Origin of the sequence: Streptomyces spiralis (assembly GCF_014654675.1) — a bacterium.
Lineage (GTDB): Bacteria > Actinomycetota > Actinomycetes > Streptomycetales > Streptomycetaceae > Streptomyces > Streptomyces spiralis.
The window spans coordinates 8,782-30,381 of sequence record NZ_BNBC01000049.1 but is presented as its reverse complement, the minus strand read 5'-3'; the positions used below and the strand labels follow the sequence as shown (position 1 = coordinate 30,381).

Annotated in this window: 20 protein-coding genes and 4 pseudogenes; 6 read left to right on the top strand and 18 right to left on the bottom strand. The window is 70.1% G+C overall.

All coding sequences use genetic code 11. From position 1 onward, the window contains the following. Nucleotides 1-21: 21 nt before the first annotated feature. From IE318_RS35620 to IE318_RS35610, 3 genes and pseudogenes are all read left to right on the top strand, one after another. Nucleotides 22-1,524, top strand: a complete 1,503-nt coding sequence (locus IE318_RS35620) for a purine-cytosine permease family protein (protein ID WP_229903965.1) — start codon at nt 22-24, stop codon at nt 1,522-1,524. Continuing rightward, entirely contained in the window at nt 1,524-2,471 is a 948-nt protein-coding gene (locus IE318_RS35615; protein WP_189906998.1) for a PfkB family carbohydrate kinase, read from the top strand. The genes IE318_RS35620 and IE318_RS35615 overlap by 1 nt, the downstream gene beginning before the upstream one ends. 111 nt (nt 2,472-2,582) lie before the next feature. Beyond that, a pseudogene (locus IE318_RS35610) lies at nt 2,583-3,039 on the top strand (transposase); the annotation flags it as partial. Here IE318_RS35610 and IE318_RS35605 read toward each other — a convergent pair. After that, on the bottom strand, nt 2,972-4,459 hold the full coding sequence (locus tag IE318_RS35605; RefSeq protein WP_229903964.1) for an MFS transporter: 1,488 nt from the start codon (nt 4,457-4,459) through the stop codon (nt 2,972-2,974). The pseudogene IE318_RS35610 and the gene IE318_RS35605 overlap by 68 nt on opposite strands. 14 nt (nt 4,460-4,473) lie before the next feature. Next, the gene (locus IE318_RS35600; RefSeq protein ID WP_189906996.1) at nt 4,474-5,319 is read right to left on the bottom strand and encodes an alpha/beta hydrolase; all 846 of its coding nucleotides are present in this window, start codon (nt 5,317-5,319) and stop codon (nt 4,474-4,476) included. 108 nt (nt 5,320-5,427) lie between these two features. On the opposite strand from IE318_RS35600, the gene IE318_RS35595 reads away from it, so the two are divergent. Continuing rightward, the gene (locus IE318_RS35595; protein WP_189906994.1) at nt 5,428-6,360 is read left to right on the top strand and encodes a LysR family transcriptional regulator; all 933 of its coding nucleotides are present in this window, start codon (nt 5,428-5,430) and stop codon (nt 6,358-6,360) included. A 77-nt stretch (nt 6,361-6,437) separates the two neighbouring features. On the opposite strand, the pseudogene IE318_RS35590 reads toward IE318_RS35595, so the two are convergent. Next, nucleotides 6,438-6,590, bottom strand: a pseudogene (locus IE318_RS35590) (IS5/IS1182 family transposase); the annotation flags it as partial. A 47-nt stretch (nt 6,591-6,637) separates the two neighbouring features. On the opposite strand from IE318_RS35590, the pseudogene IE318_RS35585 reads away from it, so the two are divergent. Then, nucleotides 6,638-6,898: pseudogene (locus IE318_RS35585) on the top strand (transposase); the annotation flags it as partial. Nucleotides 6,899-7,196: 298 nt separating this feature from the next. Here the strand turns inward: IE318_RS35585 and IE318_RS35580 are convergent. Next, nucleotides 7,197-8,468, bottom strand: a complete 1,272-nt coding sequence (locus tag IE318_RS35580) for a sulfite oxidase (RefSeq protein ID WP_189906991.1) — start codon at nt 8,466-8,468, stop codon at nt 7,197-7,199. 139 nt (nt 8,469-8,607) lie between these two features. Next, a complete protein-coding gene (locus IE318_RS46715; protein WP_362036415.1) occupies nt 8,608-8,691 on the bottom strand; it encodes a putative leader peptide in 84 nt (27 codons plus the stop codon). Nucleotides 8,692-9,085: 394 nt separating this feature from the next. Between IE318_RS46715 and IE318_RS35575 the strand changes: the two are divergent. After that, a pseudogene (locus tag IE318_RS35575) lies at nt 9,086-9,379 on the top strand (NAD(P)H-dependent oxidoreductase); the annotation flags it as partial. A gap of 827 nt (nt 9,380-10,206) precedes the next feature. Here the strand turns inward: IE318_RS35575 and IE318_RS35570 are convergent. The 13 genes from IE318_RS35570 to IE318_RS35510 all read right to left on the bottom strand — a co-directional run bounded on the left by IE318_RS35570 (nt 10,207) and on the right by IE318_RS35510 (nt 21,596). Further along, complete coding sequence (locus IE318_RS35570; RefSeq protein WP_229903963.1) at nt 10,207-10,992, bottom strand: ABC transporter ATP-binding protein; 786 nt, start codon at nt 10,990-10,992, stop codon at nt 10,207-10,209. Continuing rightward, nucleotides 10,989-11,789 carry an ATP-binding cassette domain-containing protein gene (locus tag IE318_RS35565; protein WP_189906989.1) on the bottom strand — a complete coding sequence of 267 codons (801 nt, stop codon included), beginning with the start codon at nt 11,787-11,789 and terminating at the stop codon, nt 10,989-10,991. The genes IE318_RS35570 and IE318_RS35565 overlap by 4 nt, the downstream gene beginning before the upstream one ends. After that, nucleotides 11,786-12,658, bottom strand: a complete 873-nt coding sequence (locus IE318_RS35560) for an ABC transporter permease (RefSeq protein ID WP_189906987.1) — start codon at nt 12,656-12,658, stop codon at nt 11,786-11,788. Before IE318_RS35560 ends, IE318_RS35565 begins: the two co-directional genes overlap by 4 nt. Beyond that, a complete protein-coding gene (locus IE318_RS35555; RefSeq protein WP_189906985.1) occupies nt 12,655-13,620 on the bottom strand; it encodes an ABC transporter permease in 966 nt (321 codons plus the stop codon). Before IE318_RS35555 ends, IE318_RS35560 begins: the two co-directional genes overlap by 4 nt. After that, the gene (locus IE318_RS35550; protein ID WP_189906984.1) at nt 13,620-15,140 is read right to left on the bottom strand and encodes an ABC transporter substrate-binding protein; all 1,521 of its coding nucleotides are present in this window, start codon (nt 15,138-15,140) and stop codon (nt 13,620-13,622) included. Before IE318_RS35550 ends, IE318_RS35555 begins: the two co-directional genes overlap by 1 nt. A gap of 51 nt (nt 15,141-15,191) precedes the next feature. Then, on the bottom strand, nt 15,192-15,932 hold the full coding sequence (locus IE318_RS35545) for a DUF1684 domain-containing protein (protein ID WP_189906982.1): 741 nt from the start codon (nt 15,930-15,932) through the stop codon (nt 15,192-15,194). Between the two features lie 129 nt (nt 15,933-16,061). Further along, nucleotides 16,062-16,421 (bottom strand): molybdopterin dinucleotide binding domain-containing protein, encoded by a 360-nt coding sequence (locus IE318_RS35540; protein WP_268256769.1) that lies wholly within the window; start codon nt 16,419-16,421, stop codon nt 16,062-16,064. 64 nt (nt 16,422-16,485) lie between these two features. Continuing rightward, complete coding sequence (locus tag IE318_RS35535; RefSeq protein WP_189906980.1) at nt 16,486-16,932, bottom strand: Lrp/AsnC family transcriptional regulator; 447 nt, start codon at nt 16,930-16,932, stop codon at nt 16,486-16,488. A 92-nt stretch (nt 16,933-17,024) separates the two neighbouring features. Continuing rightward, nucleotides 17,025-18,098 carry an LLM class flavin-dependent oxidoreductase gene (locus IE318_RS35530; protein WP_189906978.1) on the bottom strand — a complete coding sequence of 358 codons (1,074 nt, stop codon included), beginning with the start codon at nt 18,096-18,098 and terminating at the stop codon, nt 17,025-17,027. Nucleotides 18,099-18,109: 11 nt separating this feature from the next. Then, nucleotides 18,110-18,973 carry an ABC transporter substrate-binding protein gene (locus tag IE318_RS35525; RefSeq protein ID WP_189906976.1) on the bottom strand — a complete coding sequence of 288 codons (864 nt, stop codon included), beginning with the start codon at nt 18,971-18,973 and terminating at the stop codon, nt 18,110-18,112. Next, on the bottom strand, nt 18,974-19,729 hold the full coding sequence (locus tag IE318_RS35520) for an ABC transporter ATP-binding protein (RefSeq protein WP_189906974.1): 756 nt from the start codon (nt 19,727-19,729) through the stop codon (nt 18,974-18,976). Beyond that, complete coding sequence (locus IE318_RS35515; RefSeq protein ID WP_189907053.1) at nt 19,726-20,577, bottom strand: ABC transporter permease; 852 nt, start codon at nt 20,575-20,577, stop codon at nt 19,726-19,728. The genes IE318_RS35520 and IE318_RS35515 overlap by 4 nt, the downstream gene beginning before the upstream one ends. Before the next feature lie 17 nt (nt 20,578-20,594). Then, entirely contained in the window at nt 20,595-21,596 is a 1,002-nt protein-coding gene (locus IE318_RS35510; protein ID WP_189907051.1) for an NrtA/SsuA/CpmA family ABC transporter substrate-binding protein, read from the bottom strand. Nucleotides 21,597-21,600: the final 4 nt, after the last annotated feature.

Here is a 21,600-nt window from a genome sequence, read left to right as displayed (position 1 = left end):
GCGAACTCAAAGGAGAGTGTCGTGACCAAATCTAGTGCCGTGCCCCAGGGCCCGGCGACAGGCTCGCCCGCCGCAGCCGCCCTCCAGGAGCGGCCGCGCCTCGGGCACATCGAGCAGCGGGGCATCGAGCCGGTTCCGCCCGCCGAGCGCAACGGCCGCCCACTGCAACTGTTCTGGGCCTGGTTCGCGGCCAACATCTCGATCCTGGGCCTGCCGCTCGGCATCGCCCTGATCCAGAGCGGCCTCAACCTCTGGCAGGCGATCGTCGCGGCCACGATCGGGTCGTTCGCCTCGTTCGCGCTCGTCGGCGTCATCTCGATCGCCGGCCGCCGCGGCCACGCCCCCAGCCTGACGCTCTCCCGCGCCGTCTTCGGTGTACGCGGGAACATCGGCCCCACGCTCGTGTCTCTGCTGTCCCGGCTCGGCTGGGAGACCGTCAACACGTCGACGGCAGCGTTCGCGCTCACCGCACTGTGCGGGATCTTCTTCGGCACCAGCAGCAACGCCAAGGACGTGCCCGTCATCGCGGTGGTGAGCATCCTGATCTTCGTCGCCTGCACCGTCACCGTCTCCGGCCTCGGCCACGCCACGCTCCTGGTCATCCAGAAGTGGGCCACCTGGATCTTCGGCGCACTGAACATCGTGGTCGCCGTGTACCTGCTCACGCACGTGGACTGGACCGCAGTCACCGCCACGAAGGCGGGCTCGACAGCCGCGCTCGTCGCCGGCATCGGCACCATCGCCGGCGGCACCGGCATCGGGTGGGCCAACGCCGGAGCCGACATGTCCCGCTACCAGTCCGACCGGGTGCGCGGCACCCACCTGGTCGCCAGCGCCGCGGCGGGCGCCGGCGTCCCGCTCGTCCTGCTCATCTCGCTCGGCGGCGTGCTCGGGTCCGGCGACTCCAAGCTCGCGGCGGCCGCCAACGGCCCCGTCGCGGCACTGACCGATGTCATGCCGGCCTGGATGTCTGTCATCTACCTCGTCACCGCGTTCGGCGGGCTGCTCGTCTCGAACCACATGTCGGTGTACTCGGCCGGCCTGACCACCCTGACCCTCGGCGTGCCGATCCGGCGGGTGTACGCCGTCGTCGTCGACGTCGTCGTCACCACGCTCGGCTCGATCTACTTCATGCTCATTGCCGACAACTTCTACGACCCGTTCATCTCGTTCATCACGCTGCTCGCTGTCCCGATCACCGCGTGGGTCGGCGTCTTCATCGCCGACCTGCTCCGCCGCCACGACTACGGCGACGACGACCTGCTCGACCTCGCTCCCCGGTCCCGGTACTGGTACCACGCCGGAGCCGAGTGGCGCGCCGTCGCCTGCTGGGCCGTGGCGATCGTCGTCGGCTACCTGTTCACCCAGGCCGGCCCCGCCGACAGGCCCTGGTTCACCGGCGCGTGGCACGGCACCTGGATCGGGCAGAACGGGCTCGGCTGGCTCGTGACGTTCGCCGTCGCGTTCCTCGGCTACCTCGCCCTTGGCGGGGCCCGCACCACGGCACGGACGGGGCAGCGCTGATGGGCCGCGTACTGCACACCGGGCAGGCGATCGTCGACCTCGTCATGCGCGTGCCCGCGATGCCGCCCGTCGGCGGCGATGTCTACGCCCATCAGTTCGAGCTCACTGCCGGCGGCGGCTTCAATGTCATGGCCGCCGCCGCGCGGGACAGAGCCGACGTCGTCTACCTCGGTACCGTCGGGACCGGACCCTTCGGCGACAAGGTGCACGCGGCCCTCCAGGCCGAGCGCATCGCGGCACCCAATCCACCGGTCGCCGGCCTCGACACCGGCGTGAGCGTCGCGATCGTCGACGCCGACGCGGAGCGTACCTTCGTCTCGGCGCTCGGCGCCGAGGGGCAGGTGACACCCGAGCACCTGAACGCCGTCGCCGTGCGACCCGACGACGTCGTCTACGTCACGGGGTACTCCCTGCGGCACCCGGCCAACGGCGCGTCGCTGACCGGCTGGCTGCCTACCATCGATCCACAAACGGCGGTCGTCTTCGACCCCGCTCCCTTGCTCACCGAGATCCCCGAGGCGGCCTGGGCGGCCATCACGGCCCGAGCCACCCTCTGGACGCTCAACGCCCGCGAGGCGGGCCTCACGCTCGGCCGGCTCACCGGCACAGTGCCCGAGGGCACCACGCCCGCCGAACTCGCCGAGGCGCTCGCCGGCCTGCTGCCGGCGGCCGTGCTGGTGCGCGACGGTGGCTGCGGCACCTACGTCGCCGACCGCATCGGCGTCCGACACGTGCCCGCGCACGCCATCACCCCGGTCGACACCAACGGCGCCGGCGACGCACACACCGGCGTCCTCATGGCATGCATCGCACGCGGAACCAAACTCCTCGACGCGACCCGCCGCGCGAACGTCGCCGCTGCCATCGCCGTCACCCGGCAAGGACCGGCGACCGCACCAACCGCGGACGAGGTCGACGCGGCCATGGCCCGCCCTGGCACAGATTAGGAGCCTGGGGAAGGGACGTTTCACGCACCGCCTCCTTCGCCGGCGCTCGAAACCTCCCTTCCCCAGCAGCTTGCCGGGCCCGCGGCCTGGAGAACGTTCAGCTGGTGATGCCACAGCGGGCTGGTGGCCGCGATCCGCACCGTGTTCCTCGGCGCGGCCTGGCAACGATGCCGGGAGCACGGAGGCCGTGCGCACCCAGCTGGACGTGGTCGCAGACATGCTCGGACGGCAGTTCCCCCAGGTCAGGAAGATGCTGCTGGACGCCGCGACAGACATCACCGCGTTCGCGGACTTCCCGCCCGCGCACTGGAAGAAGATCTGGTCCACGAACCCGCTGGAGCGGCTGAACCGGGAGATCAAACGGCGGACCGACGTCGTCCATGTCTTTCCCGACCCCGCGGCACGGGAGCGGCCGGCCGCCGCGGTCCTGGCCGAACTGCACGACGAGTGGCAAGTCTTCGACCGCCGTTACTTTTCCGAAGGCTCCATGGCCGAACTTCTCAATCCGAAACCCGCTGAGGAGGACCGCCAGCTTCCCCCGCCCGAACCGAATCAGCTCGGCCAGTGACCACATCACTCTGCGAGACATGACCGGCTGGTCGGTTCCGATCGCGCATCCGAAGGCTGATCAGCGCGGTGACGGCGAAGACGGCGGCCTCGTAGATCATGGCGTGCCGAAACGCGGCGCCCGGGCCGGCGGCGGGTGCGAAGTAGACGAGCCCCGCCGCAGCCACCCCGATCGACCCGCCCAGCTGCTGAGCCGTGGGCAACAGCCCGGACACAGAACCGGCCGCGGAGCCGTCGACCCTCGCCAGCACGAGAGCGAACACGGAGGCGGTGAACGAGCCGAACGCGGCACCGCCGAGAGCCAGGACCGGCAACGCCGCCCAGCGTCCGGCCGCCGTGCCGATGAGCGGGGCGAGAGCCAGGGCCGTCCCCGCCAATACCAGCGCCGAGACCGTGAGCACGGCCAACCCATGTCGGCGGGCCAGCGCGGGTGCACCACGGCTGCCCAGCACGGCCGCAGCCGCGAAGGGAGCCGACGTCAGCGCGGCCGTGAGGGCGGGATATCCAATGGCCGACTGCAGATGCAGGAACAGCAGATACGTGAAGGACGGCACCCCGGCGTTGAACACGAACACCAGCAGCACCCCCGCACGCGCCCTCCGGTCGCGGAACAGCGACGGATGCACCAAGGGATCCGGCCGGTGCGGGAGAGTCAGGGCGAAGCAGCCGAGAACGGCAACGGACACGGCCAGCGTGGCCCATGTCCACCAGGGCCAGCCGGCTTCCCCTCCCAGCGCGAGCGGCAGCACCAGCGCACCGAAGCCCACGGTGGTCAGCAACACGCCCACCCCGTCCACGCGCTGTCCGGCCGCGCCTCGCGTGCGAGGCAGTGCGGTCGCGCCTGCGAGCGAGAGGAGTGCCACCGGCACCGTGACCAGGAACACCGAGCGCCAGCCGATACCGAAGAGGTCGGCGCCGACGAGAAGTCCGCCGATCAGCGGCCCGGCCAGCGACGCCACTCCCATCGTGGCACCGAACAGGCCGAGAGCCCGTGGGCGCCGGGCAGCGGGGACTGCGACCTGGATGATCGACAGAACCTGCGGGGCGACCAAGCCGCTGCCCGCGCCCTGGAACAGCCGGGCCGCGATGAGGAACGTGGCATCGGGAGCACACGCGGCAGCTACTGAACCGGCCATGAAGACGACGGTGCCCAGCACGAACAGCCGGTGGTAGCCGTACCGGTCGCCGAGGCGCGCGGCCGTGATGAGCAAGCAGGCGTAGGTCAGGGTGTACCCGGCCAGGATCAGCTGCACGGCACCTGAGCCGGCACCCAGGTCGGCCCGGATCGCCGGGGCGGCGATCTGCGCGACGGTGACGTTGAGCAACTGCACGAATGTCGCGCTCAGCACGACCAGCAGTACGAGCCGCCCGTCGCCACCGGCCGCGAGCCGTCCCCCACTCAGGGACGGGGAACCCTTCATGGGCCGATGCCGGCTCACGAGGCGAGGACCGCGGCGAGCTGCCCCGGCCGGGCGGCGAACGGGCTGTGGCTGCCGGGCAGGGTATGCACAGTGAACGGGTTACCGGGGAAGGCCAGGTCGGCTTCCGCGATCATCAGGTCCTGCGCGGCCGGTGCCAGCGCCCGGTCCTCGGCGCAGCGCAGGAAAGCTCGTGGAATTCGTCCCCACCGTGCTGCGGTCAGGGTGACCGGAGCCGTCGGGATCGCCAGGGGCAGATCAGGGCTCAGCGCGGACCGCCACCGGTCAAAGCGGTCCAGGGGGGTGTCGTGGTAGTGGGTTTCCCGCAGTTCGTCGAGGTAGGCGGGATCCGGTGAGAGCGGATTGATCCGTACGGCGCCCAGGGCCTCGGGGTCGCCGAGATTCAGGTTCTGGCCCAGCGCGGGGGCGTTCTCGGGTGAGCCCAGATAGTCGAAGAACCGCGGCCGCCCGCCCGGGACGAAAGCGGACAGGTAGACGATCCGGTCCACCAGCTCGGGCGCCCGCTCCGCGGCCAGGGACGCGGGACCGCCGCCCGCGCTGTGTGCGACGAGCACGACAGTGTGATGGTGACGCACCTGGTGCAGGACGCTCAGTACTGCCTCGGCGCAGTCGTCCATCGTCAGGGTGGCGAGCTGTGACTTCTCGGTCAGCAGGCCCGGCTGGCCGGGCAGCAGGTATCCGGTGGGCAGGGGTGCGTCGAAGCCGTGCCCCGGCATGTCGACGGCCACGCTTGCAGCGCCCAGTCCGGCCAGCGCGCGCTGCGTCGCCGCCCACTGTCCGGAGCTGTGCCAGGCGCCGTGCACGAAAACGAAGACGGTGCCGGTCAGAGATACGTTCTTCATGGCTCCATTCCAGACAGAAACCACAGCGCCATCCATTCATAGATCTGATAAGTGGCATGGCAATATCTTTGAGGTATGGCCAGCGGCCGATGGAATGGAGGGCGAGTCATGGAAGCGCGACACCTGCGGTACGCGGTTGCTCTCGCCGAGCACGAACACTTCGGCCGGGCGGCCAGCGAGCTGGGCATCGCGCAGCCGCCGCTGTCCAAGCAGATCGCCGACCTGGAGCGCGAGGTGGGGGCCCGGCTGTTCGACCGCACACGTCGGGGGGTGTTCCCGACCGCCGCCGGTGAGGCGTTCCTCGCGCGGGCGCGCCGGGCGCTCGACGAGATCGCGGCGGCCACGGTCGACGCGGGCCGCGCCGCGCGCGGCGAGACGGGACGTCTGCGCCTCGGCTTCATCGCCTCGGCACTGCTCGACCCGCTGCCGGGCGTCCTGAGCCGGTTCGGCCGTGAGCGGCCCGATGTGAGACTGGAACTGCACGAGATGGCGACCAGCCGCAGCAGCTCAGCTCTCGTCGCCGGGGAGCTGGACGTAGCCTTCACCCTCGGCCCCCCACGGGGCGCCGGAGCCGAGCATCTCGTGTCCGTCCCGGTCGGACGCGATCACGTGATCGCTGTGGTAAGTACGGTGCACCCGTACGCGGGTCAACAGTCGGTAAGTGCCGATCAATTGCGGCGACAGCCGCTGATCGTGTCGGCTGGCGACGACGAGCCCGCTGTAGTCGCCGGACTGCGCGCCCTGCTGGGCACGGACTCATCGGCTCTCGGCGGCGCGACCGTCGCGAGGGACGTGCACACGATCATCGGCCTCGCCTCCTCGGGCGTGGGCGTCGGCCTGGGGCCGTCCCGCATGAGGGCGGTCCCGCGTCCGGGAGTGCGGTTCTGTGAAGTGACCCCGCGCACGCCCCTGCCCGATCTCGTCCTGTCCTTCGCGGCCCGCGATCACTCCCCGGTGCTGCGCGCCTTCCTCGACACCGTCCAAAAGCACTGCCCCGACGTCGGTGCCGCGCTCAACGACCGGCTCAGGCCCCACACTTGATGCGGGCCGGTCTCCCCTTCGCATGCATGCCCGGCACCGTCACCGCTCGCCGCAGTCACCGAAGAGGCTGAGCGCAGACCTGACGGGGCGTCCAGGCGTCGGGGCTTGCGCCGGGGGCGTCCGCGAAGTCCCCGGATCGGCGTGACCGCGTCCAGCAGTGACAGGAATTGGGTGCTGTCGTGGCGGTAGCTGCCGGTGAGCGTGACGGCGAGCGGTGTTCCGGGGCGGTCGACGGCGTAGTTCGCCCAGCATGCGAACACCGGTCCGCAGCACTCGACCCGGGAAGAAAATCGTCGGGCGGAAGCGGAACATCGTCACCGACACCCTCGGTCTCCTGCTGGCCGTTCTGGTCACCGCGGCGAGCGTGCAGGACTCCGTCGCCGGCACCCGGCTCCTGGATCAGGTCGTCGGCGAACACCCCGGCATCCGCAAGGTGTGGGTCGACGGCGGCTACCGCCAGCACCTTGTCGAGCACGCGGCCACCCTCGGCATCGACATGGAAATCACCGCCCGCATCCCTGGGACCAGGGGAATCACCGAACAGGTCCAGCGCCCATCCCGCCGCAACGCACCAAGGTGCGCCGACTCCAGCCAACCGCTCTGCGACGTGTTCCGGTCGCCAGGCATCCACCCATCTGGCATCCAGCTCGTCCGCATCGAGCACAACACCGCCGAGTGGGAGGGATCCTGTCATCGGCACAACCTGCCGCCGCAGTCCGATCAGGACCCAGTCCTTTTCAGGACCGGAGCCAAGCCCACCACCGGGACGGATACGACCTCGGCGAACGATCGGCCTGGGCAGTCCTGAAAGGCGACTTCCGGATGGCGGGGCGGCGTCAGACCACGGTCACCGGATGCCGTACCACCGCGTTGAACAGATACCCCTGCGTGTTGGAGATCGCGGTGTCCGGCTGGGTGCGGCCGGTCGTGTCGGTGGCACGGGCCAGCAGGTGCGTCGAGCCCGAGGTGTCGGGTGTCCAGGGAAGGGACCAGCGCGTCCAGGCGCCGGAACGCGGCCGGTCGTGAAGTCGCGCCGGCCGCCAGCTCGTGCCACCGTCGGTACTGACGTCGACCCGCGCGATGGCTCCCGCGCCGGACCAGGAACGGCCGTGCAGCACCTGGCCCTCTCCCGCCGGGAAGGTTGCGCCGCTCGCCAGCTCGAAAGCGCTCTTGATCGTCTGCCTGGTCAGCGGCGCGCTGCCCTCCTCCGGATAGGCGTGGCCGAACAGCCGGTAGAAGGTGGTGTTCCACGGCGAGAAGAGCGGCTGCGCGGACACCTCGATGTCGCCGACCCATTTGATCGACGCGATCCCCACCCATGAGGGCACCAGCACCCGCACCGGGTACCCGTGGTCGTACGGTAGCGGCTCGCCGTTCATCTCATACGCGAGCAGGACGTCGTTCAGTGCTTTGGCCAGCGGCAGTGGACGGCGCACCCGGCCAAGGCTCTCACCGCCGCTGACGTACTCGGCGTCCAGGCCACGCGGCTGGATGTCGACGGCGTACGACGACAGCCCGGCCCTGCGCAGTACGTCGGCCAGGAGCACCCCACGCCAGCGCGCGACGCCGACGGCGCCCAGCGTCCACGGGGTGCCGGCGACCGTGTCGCCCTGCTGGGTCGTGTAATAGCTGCGGCCGTTTCCAGCGCACTCGACGAATGCGGTACGGGTGACGGCGGGCAGGGCGCGCAGGTCGTCGTACCCGAACTCCACAGGGTTTTCCTCGCCGGGTGTGCCCCGCAGCCCGTCACCCCACAGCGTCAGCCGCCAGTCGGCGGCGTCCAGGACGGGAGTCGCCGTGTGGTTGCGCACGAAGAACAGCTCGTTGGGGGTGTGGTAGCCGGTGCCGCGCAGGGCCTCCCAGCGGGTTTCGGCGTTGGTGCCGCGCTGGATGAACCACTCAGGCGGCAACGGCTTGACGATCGGCGGGTCGGCGGCGTGAGCCGGAGCCGTCAGGGGGAACGCCGTGCCGGCTGCGGTTGCAGCGAGCAGGGTAAGCAGCCGACGGCGTGTGACCCCGTCGGCTCTGGCCTCTCCGGCGAGCCACTGGCGCAGCCTGCGGCGGTCGTAGGTGGTTTCGTGGTGGGTGACGGAGCTGACGGCAGACATGGCAGGTCCTCGTCATACGGGGAGAAGAGCTCGGGCAACGGTGCACACCGGTCCACACAGACGCCCCCTCGCGGGAACGGGAAAACCACAGCACCCGTGCGAGGCGGTCGTCGAAGGAGAGAACCGACAGAAGGGCTGATCAACCGGGGAACCGACACAGCGCGGCGGCTACGCGGACGAGGTCCACGGCGCGGCGACGAGTCAGAGGCTCCAGCGGAGGCATGGCGGGATGCAAGCATGTGGCCGGTACATGTGTCAACGGTGCGTCAGTCGCGTCGACAGGCAGAGCCGTCGACGCGCCCGAAGTCCGCGTACGGACTGCGGTTGCAGCGCTGAGGGTTCACCCCACCACGGTGTGGCCGGCATGTGAGGGGAGATCGTTGCACGTGCACGGAATTCATCGGCACCGGCCGGGTTGCCCGACGGACCGCGGTCAGAAGCCCACGCCGTCGCGGATCAAGACGACCACGCCCCGCTCGGGAAGGGCTTCGCGCTCCAGGATGAGGATCTTGCCGATGAACGAGGTCTGGCCGTGGTTCTCCTGCAGCCGTCGCCACTCCTTTGGCAGGCTGTAGTCCCTGATACGGCGGAGCCCGGTCGCTCGTCGGGGACGATCTTCGCTTCTCGACCTGCTTCCGCAGCACGCTCTCAGCGGCAAGACCGTGCTCCCCCTGGCCACGGGCGGCAGTCAGGCCCACGTTCTGGCCATCGACTACGCGCTGCGCCCGGTCCTCAGCTCCATGGGCGCCTCCCACATCGTGCCCGGATGGTTCACCCTCGACCGGGACATCGCCCGCGAGGACGGCACACCCGTCGTCGCGCCCGCGAGTGCCAAGGCGCTGGAAGAGGTGACCGACCAGTTCTCCGCCGCGTTGGGTGGACGGGTCAGCACACTTTCCCCCACAGGCTGACCCACTCCCCGCCACCTGGGTCACAGGGACACCAGCCAAGCCGTCGTGTCATCGGCATGACCGAAGCGGAAGATGCGGAGGGAGCCGAAAGAAGGCTCACCTGCTCGAGTCGGCTGGGGTGAGCCGGTCCGGCCGCACCTTTCGAGGCAACAGCAACCTCAAACGGCTGCTGGGAATCACCGCCATGGTCGCGATCAGGAACAAGAACTCCTCCCTCGGCGTCTTCTTCCGACGCCTGGCCGCCCTACGCGGCGGCAAACGAGCCGGCGCCACAGGTCCATGCCGAGCACGTCGAGGGCGAGCTTGGCCCGCAGCCGCTTGATCTCCACGGCCTCCCCCGAACCCACCCGGGGACGCCGGCCGCTGTAGACCTCGGCCTTGCGGGCCCATGTCCGCACCGTCTCGGCCGAACCGATGCCCAGTTCCGCGGTGACCGCCTTCAGCGCGGCCTACCGCACCGAAGCAGCCAACCGGAAGTGGACGGTCGGCTTGCCCTCCCCGATTCAACCCCCATACTGCGGATCTCTCTATGGGGTCCGCACATATGCCGCCTCCGGGCCCCTTTGCCCAACGTGTGCGCCGCGGAGACAGCCCGGCGACAGCGTGGACACGGGGGTCCGGAACATGCGGTACGGACGAGGCCATCAAGGGCGGTGGCGGCTGCTGCTCGCCCTCCTGCTGACGGCGGTGGCCGGAGTGCTGGCCGCCGGCGGCACCGCGTCCGCCGCCGCGCCACCCTCCTACCTCACCCTCGAGGCGATTACCGGCGATGGCCGCCGGACGACGAGTCGGTATTCGCGAGGCCGTGATAGGGATGCCCTTGAACGTCAGGCGGGCAGCCGCGGCACGCTCTCCACCAGACAGCGGGTGTACGGGTCGACGGGAGCGCCCAGCACCTGCGCGGTGTCGCCTTGTTCGACGATGCGGCCGCGCTCGAGAACCGCCGTGTGTTCGCACAGCGAGGCGACCACCGACAGGTCGTGGGAGACCATGACGAGGGTCAGGCCGCGCTCTTCCTTCAACTCGCTCAGGAGGTCCACGACTTTGACGCGGGTGGTGACGTCGAGTGCGCTGACGGGTTCGTCGGCGAGCAGCACCCGCGGGTCGCAGACGGTCGCGCGGGCGATCGCGATGCGCTGCCGCTGGCCGCCGGAGAACTCGTGCGGATAGCGCTCGGCGGCGTCGGCGGGCAGTCCGACCCGCTCCAGGGCCTCGGCCACCTTGGGCACGGCCGTCCGCCGGTCGTCGACACCGAGGGAACGCAGTGGTTCGGAGACGATGCTGCCGACGCGCCGGCGCGGGTCGAGCGACGAGTACGGATCCTGGAAGACGCACTGCACGCTGCGCCGGAAGCGGCGCATCTGCCGGCGGTCGCGCAGGTTCAGCTGGTCGCCGTCGAAGCGGACGGTGCCCGAGGTGGGCCGGGCGAGCCCGAGGAGCAGCCGCAGCAGGGTCGTCTTGCCCGCGCCCGACTCGCCGACGAGGGCGAGGCTCTGTCCGGCCTCGATCTTGAGGGAGATGTCCTCGACGACGGGCGCGGCGCTTCCCCGATAGGCGAAGGAGGCCGCGCTCATCTCCAGTACGGGCGTCATCGCGTCCAGTACGGGCGTCATCGCGTGCTCCTCAGGTCCAGAGCCGACTCCAGTTGCCGGGCGCTGGCCACCAGCGCCCGGGTGTACTCCTCACGCGGGGCCCGCACGATCTCGCGCACGTCGCCCTCCTCCACGGCGTGTCCGTCCTTCATCACCAGGACGCGATCCGTGACTTTCGAGACGACCGCGAGGTCGTGGCTGACGAAGAGGACGGCCATGTCCCGTTCCCGTACGAGGGTGTCGAGCAGGTCGAGCATCTCGGACTGCACGGTGACGTCGAGCGCGGTGGTGGGCTCGTCCGCGATGAGCAGCTTCGGGTCGCAGGCCAGCGCCATGGCCAGTGCGACACGCTGGCGCTGGCCGCCGGAGATCTCGTGCGGGAAGGCGCGGGCGATGCGGCCGGGTTCGGGCAGTCGCACCTGTTCCAGGGCTTCCGTCACAGCCCGCTTCAGCGCGGCACCCTTCAGCCCCCGCCTCCTGGCCAGTGGTTCGGCGATCTGCTTGCCGACGCGCATCAGCGGGTCCAGGGCGGTGAGCGGCTCCTGGAAGACGATGGCGGCGTCCCTGCCGCGTACGTCGGTGAGCTGTTTCTCGCGGGCGCCCACGATCTGGGTGCCGGCGAGTTCGACGCTGCCGGTGGCGGTCATCCCGTCGGGCAGCAGGCCGAGCACGGCGAGCGTGGTCAGCGACTTGCCGGAACCGGACTCGCCGATGAGGCCGAGTCGCTCGCCGGGGTCGATGGTCAGCGAGAGCCGGTCGACGAGGACGCGCCCGTCGGCGGTACGGATGGTCAGGTCGCGTACGTCGAGGATGTTCACGCACGCCTCCGCCGGGCCGCCGGGTCGAGGGCGTCGCGCAGGCCGTCGGCGATGAGGTTCACGCCGATGACAAGGAGGACGAGCAGGATGCCGGGGGCGAGAGCGCCCGCCGGGGCCGTGATGAAGGTGGCCTGCGCCTCCTGGAGCATGCGGCCCCACGAGGCGTTGGGCGGCGGCGCGCCGAGGCCTAGGTACGACAGACCGGCCTCGGCCAGCACGGCGAGCCCGAACTGGAGGGCGAGGTTCACCACGAGGGTCGGCCAGATGTTGGGCAGCACGTGCCCGGCCACGATGCGCGGCCACGACGTGCCCGAAGTGCGGGCGGCCGTGATGTAGTCCTGCGCGAGGACCCGCTTGGCCAGGACGCGCACCAGCCGCGCCACGACCGCGCTCTGCGCGAGGCCGATGGCCAGCACGGCGGAGCCCAGCGAGGCCGAGCGGGCGGCGACGATGAGCATCGCCAGGAGGAGCGTCGGGAAGGCGATCAGGATGTCGAGGAACGCGGAGACCGTGTCGTCGAGCCAGCCCTGCGCGAAGGCGGCCAGCACGCCCAGCGTGACGCCGACGGCTGCCGCGATGAGGACCGACCCCAGTCCCGCCTCGAAGGCGATCCGGGAGCCGGTCATCAACTGGGTGAACAGGTCGCGGCCGAGCTTGTCGGTCCCGAGCAGGTGATCTCCGGCCGGTCCGGTGAGCCGTCCGCCGGACGTATCGTCGGAGGCGTACGGAAGCCAGACCAGGGAGACGAGCGCCAGCAGGGCGATCAGGCCGGCCAGCACGCAGCCGGTGATCAGCGTGTAGGAACGCTTGGCCGGCCGCTTCGGCTCCGGCGTCTGCTGTGTCTGAGCTGTCAGATCCGTCTGCGTCATCGGGCACCTCCCGACAGCCTGCCCCGCAGCCGCGGGTCGATGATCCGCTGCACGAGGTCGGCGGCGAATCCGATGACCAGCACCGCGAACGTGGACACGAACAGCACGCCCTGGATGACGGGGTAGTCGTGCTGAGCGATGCCGGTCGCGAGCATGGAGCCGAGACCGGGCAGCGCGTACACGGACTCCACGACGACCGCGCCGAGCAGCGTGGACGCCAGCTCGATGCCGAGGATGGAGATGACTGGCACTGAGGCGTTGCGCAACCCGTGCCGCCACATGGCCCGCCCGAAGGACGAACCGAGGGCGCGGGCGGTGCGCAGGTAGTCGCTGTCCAGGACGTCGAGCGTGGCCGACCGCACGTAGCGGATCAGCGAGGCGCTCATCACCAGCGCGATCGTCACAACGGGCAGGACGAGCGAGCGGATGGCCTCGCCCGGCTGCACCCACCCGTCCGGCGGGAACCCGCCCGCGGGAAGCCAGCCCGCGTTCAGCGCGAACACCGCGATGAGGATCATGCCGAGCCAGAACACCGGGACGGCGATGCCCAGCTGGGACACCCCGCTGAGCAGCGCGCCGTACCAGGTCCGTCGCTTGTACGCGGCGACGAAACCGGCCGGGACGGCGATGACGACCGCCAGCACGAAGGCTGCGAGCGTGAGCGGGACCGTGACGTTCAGCCGTGAGCCGACCTCGGGCGCGACCGGCAGCGAGCTGACGAACGACGTGCCGAGGTCACCGGTCGCCAGCTGCCCGATCCAGTGGGCGAACTGCTCGGGCAGCGGCTTGTCGGAGCCGATGGAGTGCCGTGCCGCCGCGATCTGCTCGGGGCTGGCGCCCACCGAGCTGAGCGCGTTGGCGGGGTCGCCCGGCAGCATGCGCAGAAGCACGAACAGCACGACGCTCGCGAGCGCCAGCGACACCAGCAGGAAGGCGAGGCGGCGCAGCAGGTACCGCGCCATCAGCCCTTCTTCTTGATGTCGTAGGCGAAGAACTGCGAGTTGAGGCCGTTGAGCGGGTAGCCGGACAGCTTGCTGCTGGCGACGACGATCTGCGGGTAAAGGTACAGCCAGTCACTGGCCGCGTCCTCGGCGGTCTGCCGGTTGACCTTCTTCAGCAGCTCGGTCTGCTCGGCCGTGGTCGACGCCTCCTCGGCCTGCTCGACCCACTTGGTGACCTGCTTGTTGTCGTAGCCCCAGTAAAAGTCGGGGTTGCCGTACCAGACCAGGTCGCGGTCGTTGACGTGCTCCTGGAGCGTGGCCGTGAAGTCGTGGTTCTTGTAGACCTTCGTGTACCACTCGTCGGGCGTGATCGTGTTGATCTTGACGGTGATGCCGACCTTGGCGAGCTGCGACTTGATGAAGGTCGCGGCGGTCGGGTGCGGGTCGTAGTTCGGGGTGTCGAGGGTGAAGCTGAAGCCGTTCTCGTAACCGGCCTCGGCGAGCAGCTTCTTGGCCTTCGCGGTGTCGTACGCGTTGACCTTGGTGAGGTCCTCGTACCACGGGTCGGTGGGCGGCACCATCGAGCCGATGAGCTTGCCGTAGCCGCCCCAGACGGATTCGAGGAGCTTCTTGTCGTCGATGGCGGCGGAGACGGCCTGGCGGACCTTGACGTCCGTGAAGGGCTTGGCCTTGTCGTTGAAGGCGAGCAGCAGCTTGGTCGTCGAGTCGCCGTCGTTGACCTTGTAGTTCTGGTTGTTCTTGAACTGGTCGAGGGCGTCGGGGGACTGCTCGCTCGTGACGACGTCGACGGCGTTGGTCAGCAGCGCGTTGTTCAGCGCCGTGGCGTCCTTGTAGTAGTGGAAGACGACCTGCTTGTTGGCGGCCGCGTCGCCCCAGTAACCGGCGAACCGGTCGAGGCTGAGGGCGGAGCCGCGGGTCCACTTGTTCAGCTTGTACGGGCCGGTGCCGTCCTCGCTCGTCTTCAGGTCCTTCGCCTCGGAGTTGATGATCCAGACGTAGGAGAGGTTGTAGACGAAGGAGATCGACTTCTGCGACAGCGTGACCTTCACGGTCTTCGCGTCGGGGGTGGCGACGTCCTTGACGACCTCGAGGTTGCTCTTGCGCGCGGACTGCGAGTCATCGGCGAGCACCTTCTCCAGGCTGTACTTGACGTCCGCGCTGGTCAGCGTCTTGCCGCTGTGGAACTTCACGCCGTCGCGCAGGGTGAAGGTATACGTGAGCCCGTCGCCGCTGACCTTATAGTCCTGGGCGAGGAGCTTCTCGACCTTGCCGTCGTCGGTGAGCCTGAACAGCCCCTCGTAGACGTTGCCGTTGAGCGCCTCGGTGACGCCCTGGCCGCCGCCCGCGGTGTTGTCGAGGTTCTGCGGCTCGTAGAGGGAGCCGATGTTGACGGTGGCGTTCTTGTCGTACGTCCCGCCGGAGGCGTCGCCGCCGCCGGAGCCCCCGCCGCAGGCGGTGAGGGTCAGGGCGAGGGTGGCGGCGGTGGCGGTGCCGTACAGGGAGGTCTTCTTGATGCTCATGAGGGAACGCACGCTTTCGTACTGCGGGAAGTGAAAAGCCGGGAGTGGTGATCAGTGCTGCGCGGGGACGCCGCCGCGGAAGACAGGGCGCTTCTCGCCGGCCTCGACGGGCAGGTGGAAGCGGTTCTGTCGCGGCGGCATCGGACAGTTGTACTGATCGGAGAATCCGCAGGGCGGCACGAAGGCGCGGTTGAAGTCGAGGCGGACGCGGCCCTCTCCGGTGTGCGTGACGAAGAGGAAGCGGCCGGCACCATAGGTGCTGTCACCGTTCGTGGGGTCTCCGAAGACGAGCAGCAGGGTGCCGTCGTCGTCGAAGGCGCTGAGGGTGTAGTCCCGGTCGTCCACGGTGAGCGAGATGTCGCCGGGCACGACGAGGTCGCGGGTGCCTCCGTTGTCCCGGATGTGCTCGAACGCGACGCGGCGGGCGCCCGGCACGGGGGTGTAGTCGGCCTCCAGGACCCACGCCGGGTCGTACGGGAAGGTGTCGACGCCGTCGAAGTCCTTGATCGCCGGAGACTGGGCGTCCCAGAACCGCAGGCCGTACTCGGGCTCGCCAGTGACGAGGTCGGTGCGCTCGACTGTGGTGACCGTCACGGTCTCCGGCTGCCCGGCGCGGGCGGCGTCGAGGTCGGGCCGCTCACCGGCCGGGAGCCAGCGGGTCTCGACGAGGGCGAGGTTCCCGGTGGGCGAGGTGACCGAGCGCCGCCGCTCGGCCCGCCATGCCTCCCAGGCCCCGGCGGGGTCCGGGGTCGGCTGGTCCGAGACGGCGGTGTGGGACACGGTTTCACCCATTCACGTAGTCGTTCGGCGGCTGTCACGCCTCGAAGATCGCGCTGCGTGAATTAATGGCCAAAGCACGTTCTTTATCGTCCATAAGATTGGCTAATGTCAACTTGAGACGGCCAGGTGTCGCACAGGTCACTACGTCACTGCGGTCCCGGCCGGTTCGACCCGCACCCGGTTGTCGTGGAAGACCGCGCCGCCCCCGAAGTCGGCGTCGTCTTCCGCCACGGTGGCGTTGACGCCTTCGCCGCCCGGGGAGAGTCTCGGCCAGTGCCCCTTCTCGGTGAGGGCCGTGCCCCGCGTGGCGCGGCCGTCCAGGCGCGCGACCGCGCCGAAGGACCCGCGCGGACTGCTGATCACCACGGCGTCTCCCTCGCTGACCCCACAGGCGGCCGCGTCCGCGGGATGCAGGGACACCTCCGGTCCGCCGGCACGGCGCCGCAGCTCGGGCTTGTTCCCGAAGACGGAGTTCAGGCGGAAGTGAGAGGCGGTGGACAGCAGGACCAGCGGGTAGCGGCCGTCCTCTTCCGGGGCCTGGGACCGGTGACTGCCCGGCAGCGGGTCATGCCCTTCGGCAGCCGCCGACGCGGAGCGGAACTCCAGCTTCCCGGAGGGTGTCGGGAAGCCGTCCGCGAACGGCGGATGCGGTTCCGGGGGCCCCAGCCGTACCCCCCTCCGCCCGGAGGCGCTCCACGGTGACGCCGTGTTCGGCGACCACATCCGCGGTGCCGGTGACCGTAGAGCTGAAGACGACATCGTCACGCTCGGCGAGGGCTGCCGCCGTCTGCGGAGCGAGGCCGGGTGCGCAGTGCACCCGGATGACCACCGTCTCGGCGAAGTTCTCCAGCCCCGTGACGCGTACCGTGCCGCTTTCCAGCAGTCGCGCCCCCCGACGGGCCACCGTTCGCTCGCCCAGTCGCAGAGCCTGGGCGATGGCGCGCCAGGAGGCGCGCCCGTTGATCTGCAGCGCGGCGATGATCCTCAGGTCGAGGTCGTCAAGCATGGGCATGGCTCAGGAACCTATACGCGTACACCGTGGTCGGGCACGTGGGCCGGGGGGCGACGGACCATGGCAGGGCCCGCGAGTGGGGACGGCCCGTGTCAGGGCCGGACACCCAGTGCGGGCAGCACCGTCTCCGCCACGCGGTACGCCTCCTCCAGGAGCGGGTTCGCCGACAGGATGAACGTGTCGACTCCCAGGTCCTCGAACTCCTTCAGACGCTCGACGACCTGGGACGCCGAGCCGACCACGGCGGTGCCGGGCCCGGGCCGGAACAGGCTCATGCCCGGCCACAGGTTCGGATGGACCTCCAGCTCGCGGGCCCGCGCCGGGACCTTGCCGCCGTGCTGGCGGAACTGCCGCTGCCAGCCGACCCCGTCCTCCCCCGCCCTCCCGCCGAGCTGGCGCGCGTAGGTGGCTTCGCTGGTGACGTCCAGCAGCCGGTCGGCGGCGGCCCACGCCTCGTCCTCGGTGTCGCGGACGATCAGGTGCAGCCGCAGCCCGATGCGCAGTGTCCGTCCGTACGCGGCCGCGCGCTCGCGCACCCGGTCCAGCTTCTCCTTGAGCAGATGCGGCGGTTCTCCCCAGGTCAGATAGACGTCGACGTGCTGGGCGGCCATCTCGATACCGGGCTCCGACGAGCCGCCGAACCACAGGGGGACGTGCGGGGCCTGCACCGGCTTCAGCTCGCGGAAGGAGGCTCCGGCGTCCTTGAGGTCGTAGAAGCGGCCTTTGTGGTCGAAGACCTCTCCGGCGGTCAGCCGCTTCACGATGGACCAGTATTCGGCACTGAGTTCGTAGCGCTCGTCGTGCTCGACCTGGAGGCCGTACTCGCGCAGGGCCTTCGTCGAGCCGTTGACGACGTTGAAGCGCAGTCGGCCCCCGAAGAGAGTGTCGAAGCTGAGCGCCATCTTGGCGAGGAGGGTCGGCGAGATCAGGCCGGGGTGGACGGCGAGCAGCGGTTTGAAGCGGGTGCTGGTGGCGGCGGACAGGGCGCTGCCGAGCGGCCACACGTCGTACAGGTCGGTGGCGAGCAGCGCGCCCGTGAAGCCGAGGCGTTCGACGGTGCCGGCGAGTTGCTGGAGGTAGCCGAGGTCGACGGGACGGCGCCCGGCCGGCTCCCAGGGGTAGGCGCCTTCGCGCGGAATGATGTACCAGAGGACTTCCGAGGCCATGTCCCGCTCCCTCAGGCCTTCCGGGCGACGGCGTTCGCGACCCTGACGGGTCGCTCGATGAAGCCGGTGCGTACGAAGATGTCCGCGGCCTCCTGCTGCTCGGCGAGGAACGCGTCGCTGACCTCCTCGATGCGCCACGGCAGGGCGCGCAGTGCCGTCTCCCAGTCGCCGGCCGTGCCGCCCTGGTGCTCGGCGGCGATCTGGGCGGCCTCGCGCGGATGTGCCGCCGCCCAGTCGTCGGCCCGTCGCAGCGCCCGGGTCAGCGCCTCGACGACCTCGGGCCGCTGCTCGGCCAGTTCCCTGCGGGTGAAGAACACCGAGCGGTCGGTGATGACGTCGCCGGTGGCGATCAGGACGTGGACGCCTCCCGTGCGTCGTGCGGCGGCGAGCTGTGCGCCCTGTGCGACCCAGGCGGCGATCTCTCCTGAGCGCAGGAGCTTCTCGCTGTCTTCACCGCTGCGTTCGGCGGTGACGTCTCCGGCGTACGACAGTCCGGCGTCGTCGAGCGCCTTGGCGATCAGGTGGGTCTGCCAGGAGCCGATCGCGAGGTGGATGGTGCCGCCCTTCAGGTCGGCGACGCTGCGCACCGGGCTGTCGTCGGTGACCAGGAGTGCGCCGTGGTCGGGACGAGGTGCCGAGACTGCGGTGTACACGATGTCGTGCCCGGCCGCCTGCGCCGTGATGGGCGGGGTCGATCCGGTGCCGCCGAAGTCGATCACTCCTTCGGTGAGGAGGGGTCCGGTGCGTACGCCGTCGGTGTACGGATGGAACTCCGCTGTCTCGCCGACGGCGGCGAGTTCTTCTGCGGCGTAGTCGAGGCGGGAGAGGTAGTAAAGGGACGGGTTGCTGTTGTGGACGCCGATGGTGATGGGCATTCAGATCACTCCGGTCTGGATGGGGCTGAGGGCGGTGTCGGGTGTATCGGAGGGCGGGGCAGCGGCGACGTGCACGCCGAGGTCGTTCAGGAGCCGCCTGCGCAGGGCGGCGAAAGCGGGGTCTCCCGGGTCACGCGGCCGGGCCACGGCGACGGGCTCGTCGGTGACGAGCCGGCCGTCACGGAGGACGCAGACACGGTCGGCGAGGCGTACGGCCTCGTCGACGTCGTGCGTGACCAGAAGCACGGCAGGGCGGTGCGTCCGGAACAGCTCGCCCACGAGGTCCTGCATCTTCAGTCGCGTGAGGGCGTCCAGTGCGGCGAACGGCTCGTCGAGGAGCAGCAGTTCGGGCTCGCGGACGAGGGCGCGGGCGAGGGAGACGCGCTGCGCCTCACCGCCCGACAGGGTGGCGGGCCATGCGCGCGCGTGCCGTTCCAGGCCGACCTCGGCGAGCGCGCGCTGTCCGCGCGCGGCCTCGCTGCGCGGCAGTGCGACGGTCACGTTGGCCAGGACGCGCTTGGAGGGGACGAGGCGGGGCTCCTGGAAGACGATGGTGCGCGCCTCGGGGACCAGGACCTCTCCCCCGTCGGCACCGTCCAGTGCGCCGAGGATCCGCAGCAGTGTCGTCTTGCCGCTGCCGCTCGCCCCGAGCAGCGCCACGAACTCCCCTCGCGCGATCGTGAGGTCGAGGCCGTCCAGGACGGCGCGCTCGCCGAACACCCGGCGCAGGCCCCTGACGCGTACGGCGATGCTCATCGGGCCTCCCCCTGCACTGCCGCGCGCCAGGGCATCAGCACCCGCTCCAGGAGCCGCACGATCCCGTCGGCCAGCAGACCGAGCAGTCCGTACACGAGGATGCAGACCGCGAGGATGTCGGTGCGGGCGTAGCTCTGCGCCTGCGCCATGAGATAGCCGATGCCCGCGGTGGCGTTGATCTCCTCGGCGGCGATCAGCGCGATCACACTGAGCGTCATGGAGAGCCTGAGCCCTGCGAGCAGCGACGGCAGCGCGCCGGGCAGGACGACCTCCCGCACGATCGCGAGCCTGCTCATTCCGAAGCTGCGCATGGCCTCGACCAGCTTGCGGTCGGTGTTGCGGACGCCACCGGCGGTGGAGACGTACATCGGGAAGGTGGTGGCCACGGCGATCAGCAGAATCTTCGCGACCTCGTTGATGCCGAACCACACCATGAACAGCGGCACGAGGGAGAGGAACGGGATGGTACGCAAGGTCTGCAGCGACGAGTCGAGAAGTTCGTCGCCCAGGCGCGTGAAGCCCGTGGTGACGCCGAGAGTCAGGCCTGCGACGAGCCCGATGAGCAGTCCGATGCCGGAGCGGGTGAGCGACGTGGAGAGCGCGTCGGGCAGCTGGCCGTTGCCCCACAGTTCACCGACGGCGCGTACGACGTCGGTGGGCGAGGCGAGCACGTCGGGGGTCAGCGCGCCGGTGGCGGACGCGATCCACCACACTGCCAGCAACACCAGCGGGCCCAGGGCTCGTACGGTCAGCGAGTACGTCCGCGAGCGGGGCCGCCGCACCGATGCGCGCGGGACGACCAGTCCCTCGTGGGCGGACTTCTGATCGGCCGGCTCCTCCTGGACCAGCTCGATGCGTGTCGCCGTCACGACAGCTTCTCGATGTCGATGAGGTGGGCGGCGATGTCGACCTCGGTCGGGGTCACCTTCTGTTCGGCGTAGAAGCGCGCCACGTCCTTGAACCGCTCGATGTCGGCGTCCGTGATGGGTTCGACGGTGCCGCCCTTGCCGGTGAACTCGACCTGGATGCGCTTGGCCTCGCCGTTCAGCGCCTGCGGTCCGGCGCCGGTGTTGACGTTCAGGTACGCCGCCGGGTCCTTCTTCTCCTGCACGCTGCCGTCGTGCAGGTACGCGTAGAGGGCCTTGACGACCTCTGGGTGCTTCTGAGCGAAGCCGGTGCGCACGGCGGTGAGGCTGTAGTTGTCGGAGCCGATGGCCTGCCCGTCGGCGATGAAGCGTGCCTTTCCGGTGCCCAGTTCGGCCACGGAGTACGTCGCCCAGACCGCCCAGGCGTCGACCTTGCCCGCGTTGAAGACGGCCGCGGTCTGGTCGGGCCGAAGGTAGACCCGCTTCACCTTGCCGACCGGAATGCCTTCCTCGGCCAGGGCCTTGAGCAGCAGGTACTCACCGGTGCCTCCCTGGTTCACGGCGACCTTCTTGCCGATCAGATCCTTCACGGAGTCGATTCCTGAGCCTTCCTTGGCGAGGATGCCCTCCCCGACGGGGTCGGGTGCGGTGGCCGCGAAGAACTTGAATCCGGGCGTCTGGGCCAGGGACGTGATGCCGGAGGTGATGGAGCCGGTGGCGATGTCCAGCTGGTCTGCGTTCAGGGCCTGCGCGGCGGGCGCGAAGGGGCCTGCGCTGCCGGTCCAGGCGACTTTGGCGTGCACCTTGGCAAGCGCCTTGGCCAGCGACCCGTCCTTCTTTCCGAGGGCGAGCACACCGGCGTTGCCGGGGTCCGGGATGCGGACGGTGACCTGTGTGCCGCCTCCGGACCGAGTGCCTGCGTCGGCCTCCGAGGTCCCGCAGCCGGTGAGGGACGCGATCGCGGCGACGGATGCCAGTACGGCGGGGACGAGTCTGGGGATGCGC